Below are 17,786 nucleotides of genomic sequence, written 5' to 3' on the forward strand. Positions count from 1 at the left end.
CGCCCCGGTTTCCATGCATTCAAACTCTGTCCCTCTGTATATATAGAGGAGCAGCAGCACCTATCCAGAGCCTGGAGCCATTCCGGAATGTTCACCGACTCCCACTGCCATTTAAGCTTTCCCGCGCTCCAGGCCCAGCTGCCGCAGATCCGCCAGGCCATGCAGGACGCCCAGGTTGACCGGGCGCTGTGCATCTGCACCACCCTGGAAGAGTTCGAGACCGTGCACGGCCTGGCCACGCGCTATGACAACTTCTGGGCCACCGTGGGCGTGCACCCCGACAACGAGGACGTGCGCGAGCCCAGCCTGGACGACCTGCTGCAGCGCGCCGCCCTGCCCAAGGTGGTCGGCATCGGCGAAACCGGGCTCGATTACTACCGCCTGGGCGAGCGCACCGTGGCCGACATGGAATGGCAGCGCGAGCGCTTCCGGGTGCACATACGCGCGGCCCGGCAGACCGCCAAGCCGCTGGTCATCCACACCCGCAGCGCTTCCGACGACACGATTGCCATCCTCAAGGAGGAGGGCGGCAACATGGCAAATGGGGGGCAGGCCGGCGCCGCCACCGGTGTTTTCCACTGCTTCACCGAAACCCTGGCCGTCGCCCGCGCGGCGCTGGACCTCGGGTTTTACATCTCGTTTTCCGGCATCCTGACCTTCAAGAATGCGGCCGACCTGCGTGAGGTTGCCCAGTTCGTCCCGCTGGACCGCATGCTGATAGAGACCGACAGCCCCTACCTGGCGCCCATGCCTTACCGCGGCAAAACCAACAACCCTTCTTACGTGCCCTTCGTCGCCAAACAGATCGCCGAACTGACGCAGCAGCCGCTGGAGACCATCGCCGAGGCCACCAGCCGCAACTTCGAGCAACTGTTCAAGGGGGTCAACGCACCATGAAAAATCTCATCCATTACTTTAAGAAGGCAATTTATCTTCTTGTTATTGCTGGATTTTCTTCGGCGAGCGCCGGCTCTTACGAAGATTTCTTCCAGGCCATCAAACAGGACAACGCCGCCTTCATCCAGAACCTGCTGCAGCGCGGGTTCGACCCCAATACCGTAGACCCCAACGGCCAGACCGGCCTGTTCATCGCCTTGCAGGAGCCTTCGCTCAAGGCTGCTGAGGTGCTGGTCAACTGGCCCAAGACCAACGTCAACACCCTCAACAGCAAAGACGAAAGCGCCCTCATGCTGGCCGCGCTCAAGGACCACCAGGAACTGGCCGAAAAGCTGATCAAGAAGGGCGCCGACGTCAACAAGACCGGCTGGGCGCCGCTGCATTACGCCGCCACCAACGGCCACCTGGCCCTCATCAGCCTGCTGCTGGAGAACAACGCCTACATCGACGCCGAATCGCCCAACGGGACAACGCCGCTGATGATGGCCGCCATGTACGGCACGGCCGCGGCCGTCAAGCTGCTGCTGCAGGAAGGCGCCGACCCGCAGCTCAAGAACCAGCAAGGCCTGACCGCCTTGCAATTCGCCCAGCGCGGCAATCGCCCGGACTCCGCCGAGGCCCTGGCCGCCGCCATCCGGAACAAGCGGCCTGCCGGGCAATGGTGAGTTGGCGATGAAGTGGCGGCAGGCCCTGGCCATGCTGGGCGACCTGGTCGTGCTGGCCGCGGTGCTTTGGCTGGGCTACGCCTGCCTGAAATCATCCGCCTTGCCAGCGATCCCGGCTGGTTCTGGTTCGCTTTCTGGTTCCAGTTCTTTCTGGCCATAGGGGGCGTTTTCGCCTGCGTCCACTCGATCCGCAAGCGCGCCGCAGTGATACGTGCCGACAGGCAAGGCCATGGCCAGCCAGCCAGGTCCAAGCCGTAGACAGGCCTTTGGGTGAAGCCTTTGCGCATTCCTTTAGGTTCTACGATGTATATTATGTTAACTAATAGTTGCACCAGGATATCCATGCGACATACAACCCACGCCCACAAAAGATCCGCATTAAATCGCACCCTACTTTGGCCGGCACAGATGGCCGCGTTTCCTGGCAGGACGGCGAGCCTGGTCGCTGTTTGCGCGGTGCTTATTGCCGGTTGCGCCTCTGGTCCCCAAACGCCAGTCAACACGCGCTGCGGTGATCTTCAGCTAAGCCAGAACGACCGTCCCGTGGAGTCGAACGGGGCGTCGGTCACGATTCGCCGCATGCCCTTTACCGTGAGTTATGCGGGAACGGCCCAGGGCGTGTTCAGGCTGCACGCGGCCTCGCCGAACTCCGCGACAAATCTCTTGCGCGATGCGCCCAAGGAGCTCTGGCTTGTGGATTCCAGGCCACTGGTGCGTGAGCCTGGCGATCTGCGCCTCGCCGGGCATGTTCTGGAACACGGGCGCTCGTCCAGCTACGATGCAGGCGCCGGCAGGAACCTGTCTCAGCAACTCCGGCGCCCGGCAGGCCAGCCGTCTGATTCACGCCCCCTTGGCCGCTTTGACTACAACGAAACGACGGTTGGCGACGACCCCGGCAAGCGCTTGATGCGGGTGGCCAAGGTGCACGGGCAAGCCCTTCCCGGCTCGAAATGGCCGGTGTTGCACCTGACGTCGCTGGTCGGCGCGCCTGCGCCGGCTCCCTCCAGCCCGGAAGTGGTGAACTGGTCGGCCTGCACCGTGTTCTTCGAGTGAGCGGGCCTCGCTACCCTGGCCCGTACTCCGGATCGCTCACAGCATCAGCTTGATCCCAAAGGCCGCCATCAGTGCCGCGCAGGCCCGGTCTATCGGACGGCGCAGCGTCATGTAGCCCTCGATCACGCGCGGCGTCGAGAACAGGAACGCGGCCAGGCTGTACCAGAGCAGCGCATCAAACAGCACCAGCGCGACCGCTGCGGCGCGCAGCGGCCAGCCGGCATCGGGCGGCACCAGCAGCACGAAGATGCTGCCGAAATACGCCAGCGATTTCGGGTTCAGCAGGCCGGTGGCCACACCGCGCAGCAGCGCCTTGTGCGCCGGCTCCGCCTCGCGCCCGGAAATGGTCACCGTGGGCTTGGGCCCTGCGTGCGAGCGCCACAGGCGGACGGCAATGTAAAGCAGGTAGGCCGCGCCGGCGATCCGGATTGCCGTCTGCAGCGACGGCACCAGTTCAAAAACCGCCGTCAGGCCCGTGACGGCCACCAGGGCCCACATCGCGCCGGCGCTGGCCAGGCCGACGGCAATCAGCAAGGCGCCGCGCCGGTCACGTTCGGCGGCCGCATGCACGACCAGCAGGATGTTCGGGCCGGGACTGACGATGGCCAGGCTGTCGATCACGAACAGCGAGAGCAGGACGAGCGCGGTATCCATCAACGCATCACCTTTCTTGTTGGGGAGCTAGGATGGCAGTCAATATGGTACCGTTCAAGATCCACAATCCTGAGATTTATAAGGTCCAGAACACGCATGGAATTCCACATCGAGATGCCGGCGGCCGGCTCGCGGGACCGCTTCGCCGCCCTGCACCGCCAGATCCGGGCCGCGATCATCGACGGCCGCCTGGCCGCAGGCCTGCGCCTGCCCACCACGCGAGAACTTTCCGCCAGGCTGGGCGTGTCGCGCAACACCGTGGTTGCGGCGTATGAACAGCTGGTGAGCGAAGGTTATCTGCTGTCCCGCCAGCGCGCAGGCACCTTTGTCGCGGCCGCCATGCCGCCGCGCGGGCCCGCAGCGCAGCCCTCCGGCCCACCTGCCCTGGCCTGGGCCGGCCTGCCCGACGCCTGGCGAAAGGTGACGCCTTGGTCCACCGAGGCCATGTCCGCCGGGCCGCGTTTCGACTTCCGGGTCGGATTGCCGGACCACTCGCAGCTGCCTTGGGACACCTGGCGCCGCCTCTGCGTCCGCGCCCAGCACGATTTCGCGCGTGCGCCCCGGGCCTACACCGACCCCGCCGGCGACCCCCTGCTGCGCGAAGCGATTGCCGCCCATGTGTCCCTGTCGCGCGCGGTGGCCTGCAGCGCCGCCGACGTGCTCATCACCTCGGGCGCCCAGCATGCCTTCGCCTTGTTGGCCGACGTGCTGGTCACGCCGCAGGCCACGGTGGTGGCCGTCGAGGACCCGGGCTATGCGCCCCTGCATGCGGCCATGGCGTTTCGCGGCGCGCAGCTGCAGCGTGTACCGCTGGACCACGAAGGTTTGCGCGTCGACCGCCTGCCGCCGCAGGCCAAAGTCATCTGCGTGACGCCTTCGCACCAGTTCCCCGTCGGCACCGCGATGTCCCTGGCCCGCCGCTCGCAACTGCTCGAACACGCGCGGCAACACCAGGCGATCGTGATCGAGGACGACTACGACGGCGAATTCCGCTTCGGCGGGCGTCCGCTCGACGCCCTCCATTCGCTCGACGACCACGGCCTGGTGTTCTACGTCGGCACTTTTTCGAAGGTGATGTTCCCTGCCCTGCGCGTCGGCTTCGTGGTGGCGCCGCCCTGGGCGCGGGAGCGGCTCGCCGCGGCGCTGCACGCCACCCAGGGCGCGCCGCCCCTGCTGACCCAGCTGGCACTGGCCGCCTTTATCCGCGAAGGGCATCTCGCACGGCATGTGCGGCGTATGCAGCGCATCTATGCCGGGCGGCGCGACGCCCTGCTGCAGGCCATCGAACAGCATGCGGAAGGCCTCCTGATACCGCTGCCGTCGGCGGCCGGGCTGCACGTCAGCGCGATGCTCGCGCCGCCCTTCGAAGCCTATGAGACGGCGCGCATGGCCGCCGAAGCGGGGATTGCGCTTGAAGCGCTGGACCGCTCCGGCCAGCGGCGGCTGCGCTACAACGGCCTGACCTTCGGGCTGGGCCTGATCGGCGACGACGAGGTGGCTGCGGGGGTGCAGGCGCTGGTGAAGCTGTTGCGCTAAACCGCCCTGCCCCACGGCAGCTGCTGGTCACAGCACAAGCCGCGGATCCAGTTCGGCAATCGCGAAACTGCGCACATACGCGATAAACGGGTCAACCAGCTTGGGCGGCGTGTGCTGCAGGGGCGTCAGCACCGAAAACTCCAGCGGCACCGACGGTTCAAAGGGGATGAAGCGCAGGTCGCTGCCCTTGTATTCCATGGCCGTGATCGCATCCACCAGTGCAATGCCCTGCCCCGCCGCCACCAGTGAACACATCGCGGCCGAGACCTGGACCTCCACCTGGGCCAGTTGGTATTTGACGCCGTGGGCCGCGAACATGGCATCGATCAGCAGCCGCGTCGCGATGTTGTTCGGATGCGCAATAAAGAGTTCGCCTTCGATGTCGGCCGGCACCACCACCTCGCGGCCGGCCAGGCGGTGGCCGACGGGCACGACGCACACGTGCGCGGCCGACAGAAGTGTGTCCCCGTGGGTGCCGGTGTTGCTGATCGAGAGGTTGACGATGCCCACGTCGCAGCGCTGGCCTATCACCATGTCGACGATGGTGCGCGAGTCGTAGACCCCCAGCATGATCTTGATCTCGCCGTGGTCCTTCAGGAAACCCGCGATCGCGCGCGGCAGGAAGGACAGCGCGATCGAGGGCGGCGCGGCCACGTGCAGCGCGCCGCGCTGTTGCGTCTTGATGGCGTGGGCCAGGCGCGCGATGCGCTCCACGCCGACCAGCGAGCGGTTGACTTCTTCATACAGCAGCTGCGCTTCGGCCGTCGGGTGCAGGCGTCCGCGCGCGCGTTCGAACAGCGGGAAACCCGCGCTTTCCTCCAGGTCGGCAAGCAGGCGCGTGACGGCCGGCTGCGAGATGAACAGCATGTCGGCCGCGCGTGTGACGGTCTGGCACAGCATGACGGCGCGGAAGGCTTCGAGTTGTCTGAGGCGCAAGGGAAAACCCCGATAAATCCATAACACAGTGTTATGGATGGAAAAAATAATTGTATTGGTTTTACATCAGACTGCCATCTACCATTCAATTCGTCAGTGTAGTAGCGGGTTGTGCGGTGATTATCATCCCATAACCTGGTGTGTCAAATTAGTGCGTAGCGTGCCCCAGAGTGGGCCGGATGCACCCTTATGGAGAAACCCGATGAAAGCGAAATTCCTGAGCGCACCGCTTGCCGCAGCCGTCGCCCTGGCCTGCGCCGGCCTGGTCCAGGCGCAATCCGTACCTACCCTCTACGTCGGCGCCTACGGCGGTTCCACCGAAAAAGCGTTCAAGGAAAAAATCATCCCGGCCTTCGAGGCGGCCCGCAAGGTCAAGATCGTCTATGTCGCGGGCAACTCCACCGACACCCTGGCCAAGCTGCAGGCGCAGAAGGACAAGCAGGAGCTGGACCTGGTGCTGCTCGACGACGGCCCGATGCAGCAGGCCGTGCAGTTCGGCTTTTGCGACAAGGTCAAGGACGCGCCCATCTACAAAGACCTGTATCCGCTGGCCCGCATCGACGACCGCTCCATGGCGATAGGCGCCGTCGCCACCGGCCTGGCCTACAACACCGAAGCCTTCAAGAAGGCCGGCCTGCCCAAGCCCGATTCGTGGCAAATCCTCACCGACAAGAAGTTCAAGCAGAAGCTGGCCATCCCGCCCATCTCCAACACCTACGGCCTGCAGACGCTGATCATGTACGCCAGGATGCGCGGCGGCGGCGAAAAAGCCATAGACGCCGGCTTCGACGCCATGGCCAAGGAAGTCGCACCCAACGTGCTGGCCTGGGAGCCGTCGCCCGGCAAGATGACCGAGCTGTTCCAGAACGGCGACGTCAACCTCGCGGTCTGGGGCAGCGGGCGCACCGAGTCCTTCAGGTCCACCGGTTTCCCCATCGAGTTCGTCTACCCCAAGGAAGGCGCGATGGCGCTGCTGATCGCGGCCTGCCCGGTCGTCAACAGCGACGTGCCCGAGCACGCCCAGGCCCTGCTGCAGTACTTGATGACGCCTGAAGTGCAAGTCCTGCTGGCCGAGACCCAGGGCTTCGGCCCGGTCAACAGCAAGGTCAAGCTCGACCCGGCCATCGCCGCCAAGGTTCCCTACGGCCCGGCGCAGATCGGCAAGCTGCTGCCGACCAACTGGGCTGTGGTCAACGAGAAGCGCGGCGAATGGACCAATAGATGGAACCGCACGATCGAACGCTGAAGGGGGATAAACCTACTGCGCGGGCTGAGCCCGCTCGCTACGGTTTCTCCCGCCCTTCAGTTTCCTGGCCACGTCTTCATCCTGCGACCTTTTTTCGGCAGCCCTTAGCCACCTGAGCACACCATGACCTTTCTCTCCCTCCAAAAGTTGACCCGGCACTTCGACGATTTTGTCGCGGTCGAATCGCTGGACCTGGACATTGAGCGCGGTGAGTTCATCTCGCTGCTCGGCCCCTCGGGTTGCGGCAAGACGACCACGCTGCAGATGATCGCGGGCTTTGTCAACCCGACGCGCGGCAGCATCGTGCTCGAAGGCCAGGACATCACCGCGCTGCGTCCTGAAAAGCGCGGCATGGGCGTGGTGTTCCAGAGCTATGCGCTGTTTCCCCACATGACGGTCGAAGCCAACGTCGGCTTCGGCCTGGAGATGCGCGGCATGGGCCGCAGCGAACGCGCCCAGCGCATCGGCGAGACGCTGGAACTGGTGCGGCTGGGCGGCCTGGGCAAGCGTTTCACGCGCGAACTCTCCGGCGGCCAGCGCCAGCGCGTGGCCATCGCCCGCGCCCTGGCCATCCGCCCGCAGCTGCTGCTGCTCGACGAGCCCATGTCCAACCTCGACGCCAAGCTGCGCGAAGACATGCACATCGAGCTGCGCGCCATCCAGCGCCACCTGGGCATCACCACCCTGCTGGTGACGCACGACCAGGTTGAGGCCATGACCATGAGCGACCGCATCGCCGTCATGCACGGCGGCAAGATCGTCCAGCTGGCCATGCCTTTTGAAGCCTACGAGCAGCCCGGCTCGCCCTTCGCCTCGGCCTTTCTCGGCAAGACGAATTCGCTGAGCGGCCGCGTCGTCAACAACAACCAGCGCTGCGCCGTCGTCAACGTCAACGAGCGCCAGCTGCACATCCCGCACGGCGGCCGCAGCCTCGACGGCGAGGTGCATGTCTTCGTGCGGCCCGAAAAGCTGCGCCTGGGCGCGGCCGGCGCCGGCCTGCCCGGCCAGGTCAAGACGCGCGTCTTCCTCGGCAACCACTGGATGCTGCAGGTTGACACCGCCATGGGCCTGATGAGCGTGAGCCTGCCCAACATCGGCGAGGTGCCGCCGGCCGAAGGCAGCAGCGTCGGCCTGAGCTGGTCGGACGACGACCTGCGCGTGCTGCCGCGGCAGGAGGTGGCCCATGGCTGAAGCGCTTGCCGCCATGTCCACGGCTGGCGTTGTGCCGCGCCGAAAATCCACCGAAGGCGCGGGCGCCGCGCCCTGGCTGCTGGCCTCCCCCGCACTGCTGCTGTTCATCGGCCTGCTGCTGGTGCCGCTGCTGCTGACGGCACTGCTGTCCTTCCACGCCTTTGACGGCACGCGCGGCGTGCTGCCCGACTACACCTGGCGCAACTACTTCGAGGTGTTCTCCGACGGCTATTACCACGAGATCTTCCTGCGTACCGGCGGCCTGGCGCTGGGCGTGACCCTGCTGTGCGTGGTCTTCGGCGTGCCCGAGACGCTGATCCTGGCGCGCATGAAAAGCCCCTGGCGCGCGCTTTTCCTGATCGTCATCCTCGGCCCGCTGCTGATCTCGGTGGTGGTGCGCACGCTGGGCTGGGCCATCCTGTTCGGCAACAACGGGCTGATCAACAACACGCTGATGGGCCTGGGCATCACCAGCGAACCGGTGCGCCTGCTGTTCAGCATGACCGGCGTGGCCATCGCGCTGACCCACGTGCTGATCCCCTTCATGGTGATCTCGGTCTGGGCCAACCTGCAAAAGCTCGATCCTCAGGTGGAAAACGCCGGCCTCTCGCTGGGCGCCCCGCCGCGCAAGGTGTTCTGGCGCGTGATGCTGCCGCAGCTGCTGCCCGGCATCCTCTCCGGCTGCATCATCGTCTTCGCCCTGTCGGCATCGGCCTTCGCCACCCCCGCCCTGCTGGGCGGGCGCAAGCTCAAGGTGGTGGCCACGGCCGCCTACGACGAGTTCCTCAACACGCTGAACTGGCCGCTGGGCGCCACCATCGCCATGCTGCTGCTGCTGGCCAACGTGCTGATCATCCTGGGCGCCAACCGCTGGGTGGAGCGGCGCTTCAGCCAAGTTTTTGATTCCTGAAGCTATGAATAAACCTACTGTGCGCTCCGATCCCGGCACTGCGGTCCTCACCGTACGCATGTACGGCTCCGGTCCTAGTACCGGGCTCGAAGCGCTCGCTACGGTTTCTTCACACCTTCAGCGCACTGCAATAAGAGAACAGGATTTTTATGCGTAAAAACGGTTTTTTCTCCCTGCTCTACCACGCCCTGTTCATCGGCTTCATCATCGCGCCGCTGGTGGTGGTGATGCTGGTGTCCTTCACCAGCAAGGGTTTTATCTCCATGCCTTTCAGCGAAGGTTTTTCGCTGCGCTGGTTCCGCGCCATCCTCGACTCGACCGAGATCATCCGCGCGTTCTGGTTCTCGCTGTGGCTGGGCCTGGCCTCGGCCAGCGTCGCCATCGCGCTGGCCGTGCCGGGGGCGCTGGCGCTGACCCGCTACCGCTTCGCCGGCCGCGGCGTGCTGATGGGCTTTTTCCTGTCGCCGCTGATGATCCCGCACGTGGTGCTGGGCGTGGCTTTCCTGCGCTTTTTCACGACCATCAACGTGACCGGCTCCTTCCTCTGGCTGGCCGCCACCCACGTCATCGTGATCATTCCCTACGCCCTGCGGCTGGTGCTGTCGTCCGCCACCGGGCTGGACCGCGACGCCGAGCGCGCCGCGCTGTCGCTGGGCGCCTCCCGTTTCACCGCCTTCCGGCGCGTGGTGCTGCCGCTGATCCTGCCGGGCGTGGCCGGCGGCTGGATGCTGGCCTTCATCCAGAGTTTCGACGAACTCACGATGACGGTCTTCGTCGCCACGCCCGGCACCACCACACTGCCGGTCGCCATGTACAACCAGATCGCCCAGACCATAGACCCGCTGGTGGCCGCGGTGGCCACCGTGCTCATCGTCGGCACGCTGCTCGTGATGGTCGCCATGGACCGCCTCGTCGGCCTGGACCGCGTGCTGATCGGCAAGAACTGAAACCCGCATGTCGAACACCAACACTATTTCCAGCGGCAGCGATGCCATCGTCATCGGCGGCGGCCTGGTCGGCTGCGCCGTGGCCTACGGCCTGGCGCGCCAGGGCGCCCAGGTGACCCTGCTCGACGAAGGCGACCAGGCCTTCCGCGCCTCACGCGGCAACTTCGGCCTGGTCTGGGTCCAGGGCAAAGGTTTCGGCATGACGCCCTACGCCCGCTGGACGCGCTCTTCGGCCGGCCTCTGGCCGCAACTGGCGCAGGCCCTGCGCGAGGACAGCGGCGTCGACGTGCGCCTGGAGCAGCCCGGCGGCTTCTGCTTCACCTTCTCCGACGAAGAGCAGGAGGAGCGCCGCCAGCGCATGCAGGCCATCCAGGATGAACTCGCGGGCGACTACCCCTTCGAGATGCTGGACCGGCAGGAGGCCGTCGCCCGCGTGCCGGCCCTGGGCCCCGCGGTGACCGGCGCGAGCTACACGCCCATGGACGGCCACGTCAACCCGCTCAAGCTGCTGCGCGCCCTGCACGCGGCCAACCTCAAACGCGGCGTCCGCTACGTCAGCGGGCAGGCGGTGAAGACGCTGGCCGCTCAGCCGCGCGCGGGCGGCAGCCTGTTCACGGTCGAAGGCCGCTGGCAGGCGCCGCGCGTGGTCCTGGCCGCCGGCCTCGGCAACCCCGGCCTCGCGGAGCAGCTCGGCTTGCATGCGCCCGTGGTGCCCAACCGCGGCCAGGTTCTCATCGGCGAGCGCGCCGCGCGCTTTTTGGACTACCCCACGCTCAACGTGCGGCAGACCGACGAAGGCACCATCCAGCTCGGCGACTCGATGGAAGAGGTCGGCTTCAACGACAACGTCACGACCGGCGTGCTGGCCAACATCGCCCAGCGCGGCGTGCGCACCTTCCCCGTGCTGGCCGGCCTGCGCCTGGTGCGGGCCTGGGGCGCACTGCGCGTCATGAGTCCCGACGGTTTTCCGATTTACGACGAGTCGTCCCGCTATCCCGGCGCCTTTGTCACCACCTGCCACAGCGGCGTCACGCTCGCGGCCGCGCACGCCTTCCGCCTCGCCCCCTGGGTGGCCGGCGCGCCGCGGCCCCAGGAGATCGCCGTCTTCCAGGGCGAGCGCTTTTTGAACCCCCACTACCGTCCCAGCCATGCCCACTGATTCTTTGTTCCAACCGCTGGCCCAGGCCGGCGCCTCCGCCGCGGCGACCGTCGCCGTCACCCTCAATGGCAAGCCACTGCAGGTGCCCGCGGGCTCCAGCGTTGCGGCCGCCCTGCTGGCCGCCGGCGTCAGGCGTTTTCGCAACTCGCCGGTCTCCGGCGAAGGCCGCGCGCCCTACTGCATGATGGGCGTGTGCTTTGAATGCCTGCTGGAGATCGACGGCGTGCCCAACCGCCAGGGCTGCCTGGTGCCGCTGGCCGCCGGCATGGCCATACGTACGCAGGACGGCATGCGCGACCTGCTCGCCGAAGCCCAGGACCCTGCCCTGGCGATCGCCCAGGCGATGGAGGCTCCCCATGGCGTTTGAAGCATCCCCCCAGGCAACCACCGGACGACCGGCTGATACGGTCGACGTCGCCATCATCGGTGCCGGCCCCGCCGGCATGGCCGCGGCCATCGCCGCGCGCAAACACGGCGCCAGTGTTGTGCTGCTCGATGAACAGCCCGCCGCCGGCGGCCAGATCTATCGCGGCATCACGCAAGCGCCCGCCGCGCGCCTGGACATCCTGGGCCCCGACTATGGCGCCGGCGCGGCGCTTGCCGGGGACTTCGCCGCCAGCGGCGCCCGCCACCTCAGCGGCGCCGCCGTCTGGCAGGTCACGGCCGAACGCCAGGTGCATTACCTGCAGGACGGCGGTGTGCGTTCCGTCCAGGCCGCCTGCGTGCTGCTGTGCACCGGCGCCATGGAGCGGCCCTTCCCCATCCCCGGCTGGACTTTGCCCGGCGTGCTGACGGCCGGTGCCGCGCAAATCCTGCTCAAGGGCTCCGGCATGGCGCCCACGCAGCCCGTAGTGCTGGCCGGCTGCGGCCCGCTGCTCTATTTGCTCGGCTGGCAGTACGTGCGCGCCGGTGTGCCCATCGCGGCCATCGTCGACACCACCGACGGCGCCGACTACCGCCGCGCGATTCGCCATGCGGGCGGCGCGCTGGCCGGCTGGCGTTACCTGCAGAAAGGCCTGTCGCTGATGGCCGCGCTCAGGAAGGCCGGCGTGCCCTTTTACAAAGGCGCGACCGGGCTGCACGTGCTGGGCGACGGCAAGGCCAGCGGCCTGGGTTTTGCCAGCGGCGGCGCCTTGCGCAAGGTAGACAGCCCGCTGGTGCTGCTGCACCAGGGCGTGGTGCCCAACACCCAGTTTTCCTGGTCGCTGCGCGCCAAACATGTATGGGACGAAGCCCAGCTCTGCTGGTCGCCCGTCACCGACGCCTGGGGTGAGCTTGACGTTCCCGGCATCTTCGTCGCGGGAGACAGCAGCGGCATAGGCGGTGCCCGCGTGGCCGCGCTGCAGGGCGAACTCGCCGGCCTGGCCGCCGCAACACAACTGGGCAAGCTGGCCGCCACCACGCGGGACAGCCTGGCCGCGCCCTTGCGCGCCGAGATGCGCGGGCACCTGTTCATTCGGCCTTTTCTCGACGCCCTGTACCGCCCCAAGAAGGCCAACCGCGTCCCGGCCGACGCCACCATCGTCTGCCGCTGCGAGGAAGTCACCGCCGGCGACATCCGCGGTTATGTCGGCATCGGCTGCACCGGCCCCAACCAGGCCAAAAGCTTCGGCCGCTGCGGCATGGGGCCCTGCCAGGGCCGGCAGTGCGGCCTCACGGTGACCGAAGTGATCGCCGATGCGCGCGGCCTGCCGCCCGCCGAGATCGGCTATTTCCGCATCCGTCCGCCCATCAAGCCGATCACGCTCGGAGAACTGGCGCATGAGTCCTGAGGGCAGCGACGTCATCGTCATCGGCGGCGGTTTTCACGGCACCTCCAGCGCCTTCCATCTGTCGCGCCGCGGCGCGAAAGTCACGCTGCTCGAGGCCGAGTACTGTGCGCGCCACGCCTCGGGCGTCAATGCCGGCGGCGTGCGCACGCTGGGCCGCCACCCTGCCGAGATACCGCTGGCCCGCGCCTCGCTGGCGCTCTGGCATCGCCTGCCCGAACTGGTCGGCGAAGACGGCTCCTTTGTGCCCAGCGGCCAGCTGCAGATCGCCGAAACACCACAGGAGCTGGACAAACTGCGCCATCGCGTAGCCGAGCTGAATGCGCTCGGCTTCACGCACGAAGTTATCGTCGATGCACAGCAGGTGCGGGAGATCGCCCCGCGCCTGGCGCAGCACGTCGTCGGCGGCATCTGGGTCCAGGACGACGGCCATGCCGTGCCTTACCGCGCCGTGACGGCCTTTCGCCATGCGGCGCAGCGCCTGGGTGCGCAGTTTCATGAAGCCACGCCGGCACAAACCATAGAACGCATCGGCAGCCAGTGGCGGGTCAGCACGCCGCGCGGCGTCTTCAGCGCGCCCTGGCTGGTCAATGCGGCCGGCGCCTGGTCCGGCGACTTCGCCGCACAGGCCGGCGACACGGTGCCCCTGCAGCCCGGCGGGCTCATGCTGATGATCACGCAGCGTGTGCCGCACTTTGTCGACCCGGTACTGGGCGCGGCCGGCCGGCCTTTGTCCTTCAAGCAGTTCGCCAACGGCACCGTGCTTATAGGCGGCGGCCTGCGTTGCCCGGCCGACGTGGTGCGCCGCCACGGCGAGGTCGATTTCCTCAAGCTTTCCTCGAGTGCGCAGACCGTGACCGACCTGTTCCCGCACCTGGCCGGCATCAACATCGTGCGCGCCTGGGCCGGCGTCGAGGCCTTCATGCCCGACGAGATTCCCGTCATCAGCCTGGGCCGCCACGCGCCGCAACTGGTGCATGCCTTCGGCTTCTCGGCCCATGGTTTCGAGCTTGGCCCCATAGGCGGGCAGATCGTGGCCGAGCTGGTGCTCGATGGTCGCAGCACCCTGCCGATCGCGCCGTTTGCGGTGGACCGGTTCGCGCCGGCCGCCATGCATTAAACGCCCCCTGCTTTCGTTTCCCTTCTCATCCACTACCTAGAAAGATTTTTCAGATGTCCGATATCCAGCGCCACGAATCCACGCCCCGCCTGTCCCGCGTCGTCGTCCACAAGGACATCGTCTACCTTGCCGGCATCACCTCCGCCGTGCGTGACGGCGACATCACGGTGCAAACGAAGAGCGTGCTCGACACCATAGATGCACGCCTGGCCGGCGTCGGCAGCAGCAAGAAAAAAATCCTGAGCGCCCAGATCTGGCTCAAGGACATAACCCGTGATTTCGCCGGCCTGAACGCCGTCTGGGAAGCCTGGGTTCCGGCCGACGCGGTGCCCACGCGTGCCACCTGCGAGGCCAAGCTGGCGGCACCGGAACTGCTGGTGGAAATCATCGTCGTGGCAGCGCTGTAAATAACACCGGCACGGCCCTGGACATCCAGGGCCTAGTCCCCTTCCCGCCCTGGCAGGCCCGCAATGTTTTCCGTCCATCGCAGGGCCGAGCGGCACCACCTCTGCACCGTCGGAACCAGCGCCTGGCGCTCGGCGATGCACCCGACCCTGAGCCCGTAAATCCCGGGATCGTCGGCCGCATAGGTGTAAAGCGGCGAGCCGCATCGCGGGCAGAAGGCCTGGGCCCGCCGGGCGCCGTTGTCGCCGGTTTTGACATAGATCCTGGGCTCGCCCGCGATGAGCCGGAATGAACCTTCTTTGGCGGGCACGGAGACCCGGTAGGCGGAACCCGTGAGCTTCTGGCAATCCGTGCAATGGCAGATCGCCGTCTCTTCGGGGTCCACTTCGGCTTCGTAGCGAATGTCCCCGCAATGGCAACTTCCGTGAACCTGCATGGCTGCTCCGGCCTGACGCCCAAAAAAAAGCCCGGATGGTCCGGGCCGGAAATTTCTCATTCCAAATGAGAGTGCGATCGGATCAAATCGCCAACCCAATATAGCCAGCACCCGGGCCGCGGCCTGTAGGAAAAAGCCGCATCCGGCTCCTCGGACTGGCAGTCGATGACTTTTGATCCCTAACTTCGGCCCCACAGCTGCCCCAGCAGCTGCGCGATGGCAAATGCCGCGAGCCCCGCCAGGCGTACCGCCGCGAGAGCACACACACCCAACGCCAGGGCTAAAAGCAGTTCAGCGGTGCTGGACGCTTCTTGCTGCTCCTCGGGCGCGGGGACCTCGATCACAGGGGGTTGGAGTAAGGTATTCATGCCGCATCATTCGCAAAACAAAGTAGTACGTTTTGTCGGCGAAAAACGTTTTACAGGCTCAGCCGGAACCTACAAAAAAACCCTCCAAATGGAGGAGCCGTTTCCCATAGAAAGAAAAACTTTCTCACAATTTCGCGCTTGCAAGCCTATTGACCCTCTCCAGAAAATCCCAATTCCATCGGTGTTTTCTTTTAACTGTTTCTTATCTGTTTCTTGACTGCCCAGGAGGGGCGTATGGCTGATTCCAGAATCATGGAAACGCTGCGCGCCGCTGTGAGCGTCGAGCAGCATGAAGAGCTCGAACGCACGCGGCGCTACCAGGCGTTTATGCGAAAGATGGCAAACTTCCAGACGGGGGCGGGACCCGCGCCCGAGCCCGAGGAATTCCAGCAATGGTGCGAAGACGTGGAGCACCGCCTCGCGTTGCGCCGGCTCGAATCCGGCATCCCCGAGTGGTCGCCGGACGTGCGGGACGATTCCCGATACTGAGGCCTTGAGGCCTTCCTCAGCCCCTGATCGCTGCCGGCGTTTTCCGGCCGCGGTCAAAGTAATTGCGGACCTCGTCGGGTGCGCTCCCCACGGCGTAGACCGCCGCCCGCAGCTCAAGCTCCGTGCATTGCAGTTCGGCGCACCAGCGGCGCACGGCAAGCGGGTCCAGCAAGCTGATGCGCTTGCCCGCGGTGGCTGTTGGAGGATCTTGCGAAGCCGTCACATTTCTCCCTTCGGGGGGACATTGAGGGGTACCGGGCCTGCTTCTGACCCGGATGCATCCGGTGACGCGACTTTGCTACCTTTTGGCCTACACCGCATCCCCCAATTAGAGGAGACGGTTGGCGCTATGCCTTGTTCAGCGCCGCGGCGGCGCGTAGGAGCGCCTTCAAGGCCTTTTCATCGATCTTGTCGCCCTCATGGATATCGATGGCGCGCCGCGTGTTGCCTTCGAGGCTGGAATTGAAAAGGCCTGCGGGGTCCTCGAGCCTGGCGCCCTTGGCGAAGGTCATCTTCACGGCGCTCTTGTAGGTCTCGCCGGTGCAGAGGATGCCGCCGTGCGACCACACCGGCACGCCGCGCCACTTGATTTCCTCAACCACCTCGGGCACGGCCTGCTGGATGACCTTGCGGATGCGCGCGAGTGTCTCGCCGCGCCAGTCGTCGAGTGCCTTGATCTTGGCGTCTATCTGCGCGGAGGCGGAGCCGCCTTCCTTGTCTTGCGCCGCATCGCTGGCCGTTGCTTTTTTCATGGTGATGTTGCCTTTCTCAGGGTTGTGCCATTCACATTTTTTCGCCGGGCAATTCGCTGGCCTGCTGGATCCAGGCGGCCAGCTGGGCCTCGTCAAACTGGCCGTCCTCATGGATGTGAAGGTAGCGCGTGTCCTGGCTCTTCGATTCGACGGGCGGCACCGGACGCAGCGACAGGCCGCGAAAGAAAGCCACCTTGATGTACTTGCTGAAGCAATGAAAGCTCAGGAACCAGCCCTGGCCTTCAAGGCCGTAGAACGGTGAGTTCCACTTGACGGCCTTGTGCACGCCGGGCACGGTGCGCGTGATCAGCGCGTCGAGGCGGCGCCCGACCTCGCTTTTCCAGCCCGGCATGGCCGCGATATAGGCTTGCACCGGTACGTCGCCCTCGCCTTTTGCGATCTGCGGGTTGCCGCCTGAGAGCAGGACCGGCGCGCCGGCGGTCTTTTTGGCCATGGCTTTCATTTCCGGGCCTCGCCTTAAAACTCAGGCGGCCCGTGCCAGGACCTGCTCCAGCTGGGCAAAGAACTGCTGCCAGCCGTGTTTGGCGCCCTGGTAGGCCTGTTCCTGGTCGGTCCGGAAGCCTGCCTGCTCCATGCGCAAACGGGTGCCCGTGCCTGTGGGCGTCAGCGTCCAGGTGACCACGCTTTCAAGGCCATAGGCCGCCCAGGTATAGGACAGCGTTTTCTCGGGCTCGACGGTCTGCACCTGGCAGTCGACGGCGCCCCAGTCGGCGCTGAGCTTGAAGCCGTGGCCGACCACGGGCTGGAAGTCGTTTTTCATGAGCCACTCCGCGATCAGCTGCGGTTGCGTCAGCGCGCGCCAGATCTTTTGCGGCGGATATGGGATCTCGCGCTCGACAACGACGGAGCGGGTTTCAGCGGAAGTCCGGATTGGGGTTTGGGTTGCAGTCATTGGTCCATCCTTTTCAACAATGATTCGAGGTCATCAAAACGGTCATGCCAGAACGCACCGTAGACGCTCATCCAGTCGCGCAGCGGCGCGAGCGCCAGCGGTTCGGCGCTGTAGTGCGTCTCGCGCCCGTCGCGCCTGTCGTTCACCAGCCGCGCCTGTTTCAGGACGCGCAGGTGTTTGGACACGGCGGGCTGCGACACACCCGCGCGATCCGTCAAGGCGCGCACGGTCTGCGCCCCGTCACGGGCCAGGCGTTCAAAAATCGCCCGCCGTGTCGGGTCGGCAAGCGCCTTGAAAACTTCGTCCGCGACGTTTGCTGTTGGCATGCCGAAAGCATAAC

At 66.0% G+C, this 17,786-nt stretch carries 23 protein-coding genes; 14 read left to right on the plus strand and 9 right to left on the minus strand.

The window, feature by feature from the left end; genetic code table 11:
* Nucleotides 1–87 precede the first annotated feature (87 nt).
* The 3 genes from ACSQ27_RS06385 (at nt 88) to ACSQ27_RS06395 (ending at nt 2,615) form a co-directional block, all read left to right on the plus strand.
* Complete coding sequence (locus tag ACSQ27_RS06385; protein ID WP_436154618.1) at nt 88–897, plus strand: TatD family hydrolase; 810 nt, start codon at nt 88–90, stop codon at nt 895–897.
* Complete coding sequence (locus ACSQ27_RS06390) at nt 894–1,562, plus strand: ankyrin repeat domain-containing protein (RefSeq protein WP_436154619.1); 669 nt, start codon at nt 894–896, stop codon at nt 1,560–1,562. Before ACSQ27_RS06385 ends, ACSQ27_RS06390 begins: the two co-directional genes overlap by 4 nt.
* Before the next feature lie 579 nt (nt 1,563–2,141).
* A complete protein-coding gene (locus tag ACSQ27_RS06395; protein ID WP_436154620.1) occupies nt 2,142–2,615 on the plus strand; it encodes a hypothetical protein in 474 nt (157 codons plus the stop codon).
* Nucleotides 2,616–2,651: 36 nt separating this feature from the next.
* Here the strand turns inward: ACSQ27_RS06395 and ACSQ27_RS06400 are convergent, their stop codons facing one another.
* A complete protein-coding gene (locus ACSQ27_RS06400; protein ID WP_436154621.1) occupies nt 2,652–3,269 on the minus strand; it encodes a LysE family transporter in 618 nt (205 codons plus the stop codon).
* Between the two features lie 96 nt (nt 3,270–3,365).
* Here ACSQ27_RS06400 and ACSQ27_RS06405 point away from each other — a divergent pair, with 96 nt between their 5' ends.
* Nucleotides 3,366–4,805, plus strand: coding sequence for a PLP-dependent aminotransferase family protein (locus ACSQ27_RS06405; protein WP_436154622.1), 1,440 nt, complete (start codon nt 3,366–3,368; stop codon nt 4,803–4,805).
* Between the two features lie 27 nt (nt 4,806–4,832).
* On the opposite strand, the gene ACSQ27_RS06410 is transcribed toward ACSQ27_RS06405, so the two are convergent.
* The gene (locus ACSQ27_RS06410) at nt 4,833–5,741 is read right to left on the minus strand and encodes a LysR substrate-binding domain-containing protein (RefSeq protein WP_436154623.1); all 909 of its coding nucleotides are present in this window, start codon (nt 5,739–5,741) and stop codon (nt 4,833–4,835) included.
* A 202-nt stretch (nt 5,742–5,943) separates the two neighbouring features.
* Between ACSQ27_RS06410 and ACSQ27_RS06415 the strand changes: the two genes are divergently transcribed.
* From ACSQ27_RS06415 to ACSQ27_RS06455, 9 genes are all read left to right on the plus strand, one after another.
* A complete protein-coding gene (locus tag ACSQ27_RS06415) occupies nt 5,944–6,987 on the plus strand; it encodes an ABC transporter substrate-binding protein (RefSeq protein WP_436154624.1) in 1,044 nt (347 codons plus the stop codon).
* 123 nt (nt 6,988–7,110) lie between these two features.
* On the plus strand, nt 7,111–8,178 hold the full coding sequence (locus ACSQ27_RS06420; RefSeq protein ID WP_436154625.1) for an ABC transporter ATP-binding protein: 1,068 nt from the start codon (nt 7,111–7,113) through the stop codon (nt 8,176–8,178).
* Between the two features lie 13 nt (nt 8,179–8,191).
* Complete coding sequence (locus ACSQ27_RS06425) at nt 8,192–9,088, plus strand: ABC transporter permease (RefSeq protein ID WP_436155410.1); 897 nt, start codon at nt 8,192–8,194, stop codon at nt 9,086–9,088.
* Nucleotides 9,089–9,237: 149 nt separating this feature from the next.
* A complete protein-coding gene (locus tag ACSQ27_RS06430; RefSeq protein ID WP_436154626.1) occupies nt 9,238–10,035 on the plus strand; it encodes an ABC transporter permease in 798 nt (265 codons plus the stop codon).
* A gap of 7 nt (nt 10,036–10,042) precedes the next feature.
* Nucleotides 10,043–11,194, plus strand: a complete 1,152-nt coding sequence (locus tag ACSQ27_RS06435; protein WP_436154627.1) for an NAD(P)/FAD-dependent oxidoreductase — start codon at nt 10,043–10,045, stop codon at nt 11,192–11,194.
* Nucleotides 11,184–11,561 (plus strand): (2Fe-2S)-binding protein, encoded by a 378-nt coding sequence (locus ACSQ27_RS06440; protein WP_436154628.1) that lies wholly within the window; start codon nt 11,184–11,186, stop codon nt 11,559–11,561. Before ACSQ27_RS06435 ends, ACSQ27_RS06440 begins: the two co-directional genes overlap by 11 nt.
* Nucleotides 11,551–12,966 (plus strand): NAD(P)/FAD-dependent oxidoreductase, encoded by a 1,416-nt coding sequence (locus ACSQ27_RS06445; protein ID WP_436154629.1) that lies wholly within the window; start codon nt 11,551–11,553, stop codon nt 12,964–12,966. Before ACSQ27_RS06440 ends, ACSQ27_RS06445 begins: the two co-directional genes overlap by 11 nt.
* Entirely contained in the window at nt 12,956–14,083 is a 1,128-nt protein-coding gene (locus ACSQ27_RS06450) for an NAD(P)/FAD-dependent oxidoreductase (RefSeq protein WP_436154630.1), read from the plus strand. Before ACSQ27_RS06445 ends, ACSQ27_RS06450 begins: the two co-directional genes overlap by 11 nt.
* Nucleotides 14,084–14,136: 53 nt before the next feature.
* On the plus strand, nt 14,137–14,490 hold the full coding sequence (locus ACSQ27_RS06455; protein ID WP_436154631.1) for a RidA family protein: 354 nt from the start codon (nt 14,137–14,139) through the stop codon (nt 14,488–14,490).
* Between the two features lie 32 nt (nt 14,491–14,522).
* Here ACSQ27_RS06455 and ACSQ27_RS06460 read toward each other — a convergent pair whose 3' ends face one another.
* Both ACSQ27_RS06460 and ACSQ27_RS06465 read right to left on the minus strand, forming a co-directional pair.
* Complete coding sequence (locus ACSQ27_RS06460; protein ID WP_436154632.1) at nt 14,523–14,924, minus strand: GFA family protein; 402 nt, start codon at nt 14,922–14,924, stop codon at nt 14,523–14,525.
* A 179-nt stretch (nt 14,925–15,103) separates the two neighbouring features.
* Entirely contained in the window at nt 15,104–15,292 is a 189-nt protein-coding gene (locus ACSQ27_RS06465; protein WP_436154633.1) for a hypothetical protein, read from the minus strand.
* A 234-nt stretch (nt 15,293–15,526) separates the two neighbouring features.
* On the opposite strand from ACSQ27_RS06465, the gene ACSQ27_RS06470 reads away from it, so the two are divergent.
* Nucleotides 15,527–15,781 carry a hypothetical protein gene (locus ACSQ27_RS06470; protein ID WP_436154634.1) on the plus strand — a complete coding sequence of 85 codons (255 nt, stop codon included), beginning with the start codon at nt 15,527–15,529 and terminating at the stop codon, nt 15,779–15,781.
* 16 nt (nt 15,782–15,797) lie between these two features.
* Here the strand turns inward: ACSQ27_RS06470 and ACSQ27_RS06475 are convergent, their stop codons facing one another.
* The 5 genes from ACSQ27_RS06475 to ACSQ27_RS06495 form a co-directional block, all read right to left on the minus strand.
* On the minus strand, nt 15,798–16,004 hold the full coding sequence (locus tag ACSQ27_RS06475; RefSeq protein ID WP_436154635.1) for a DUF3606 domain-containing protein: 207 nt from the start codon (nt 16,002–16,004) through the stop codon (nt 15,798–15,800).
* Nucleotides 16,005–16,128: 124 nt separating this feature from the next.
* A complete protein-coding gene (locus ACSQ27_RS06480; RefSeq protein ID WP_436154636.1) occupies nt 16,129–16,533 on the minus strand; it encodes a DUF1801 domain-containing protein in 405 nt (134 codons plus the stop codon).
* 31 nt (nt 16,534–16,564) lie between these two features.
* Nucleotides 16,565–16,987: a DUF1801 domain-containing protein gene (locus ACSQ27_RS06485; RefSeq protein WP_436154637.1), complete on the minus strand. Its 423-nt coding sequence runs from the start codon at nt 16,985–16,987 to the stop codon at nt 16,565–16,567.
* Nucleotides 16,988–17,017: 30 nt separating this feature from the next.
* Entirely contained in the window at nt 17,018–17,446 is a 429-nt protein-coding gene (locus ACSQ27_RS06490) for an SRPBCC family protein (protein WP_436154638.1), read from the minus strand.
* A complete protein-coding gene (locus tag ACSQ27_RS06495) occupies nt 17,443–17,772 on the minus strand; it encodes an ArsR/SmtB family transcription factor (protein ID WP_436154639.1) in 330 nt (109 codons plus the stop codon). The genes ACSQ27_RS06490 and ACSQ27_RS06495 overlap by 4 nt, the downstream gene beginning before the upstream one ends.
* Between the last annotated feature and the right edge of the window lie 14 nt (nt 17,773–17,786).

Origin of the sequence: Polaromonas sp. LjRoot131 (assembly GCF_964252805.1) — a bacterium.
GTDB lineage: Bacteria > Pseudomonadota > Gammaproteobacteria > Burkholderiales > Burkholderiaceae_C > Polaromonas.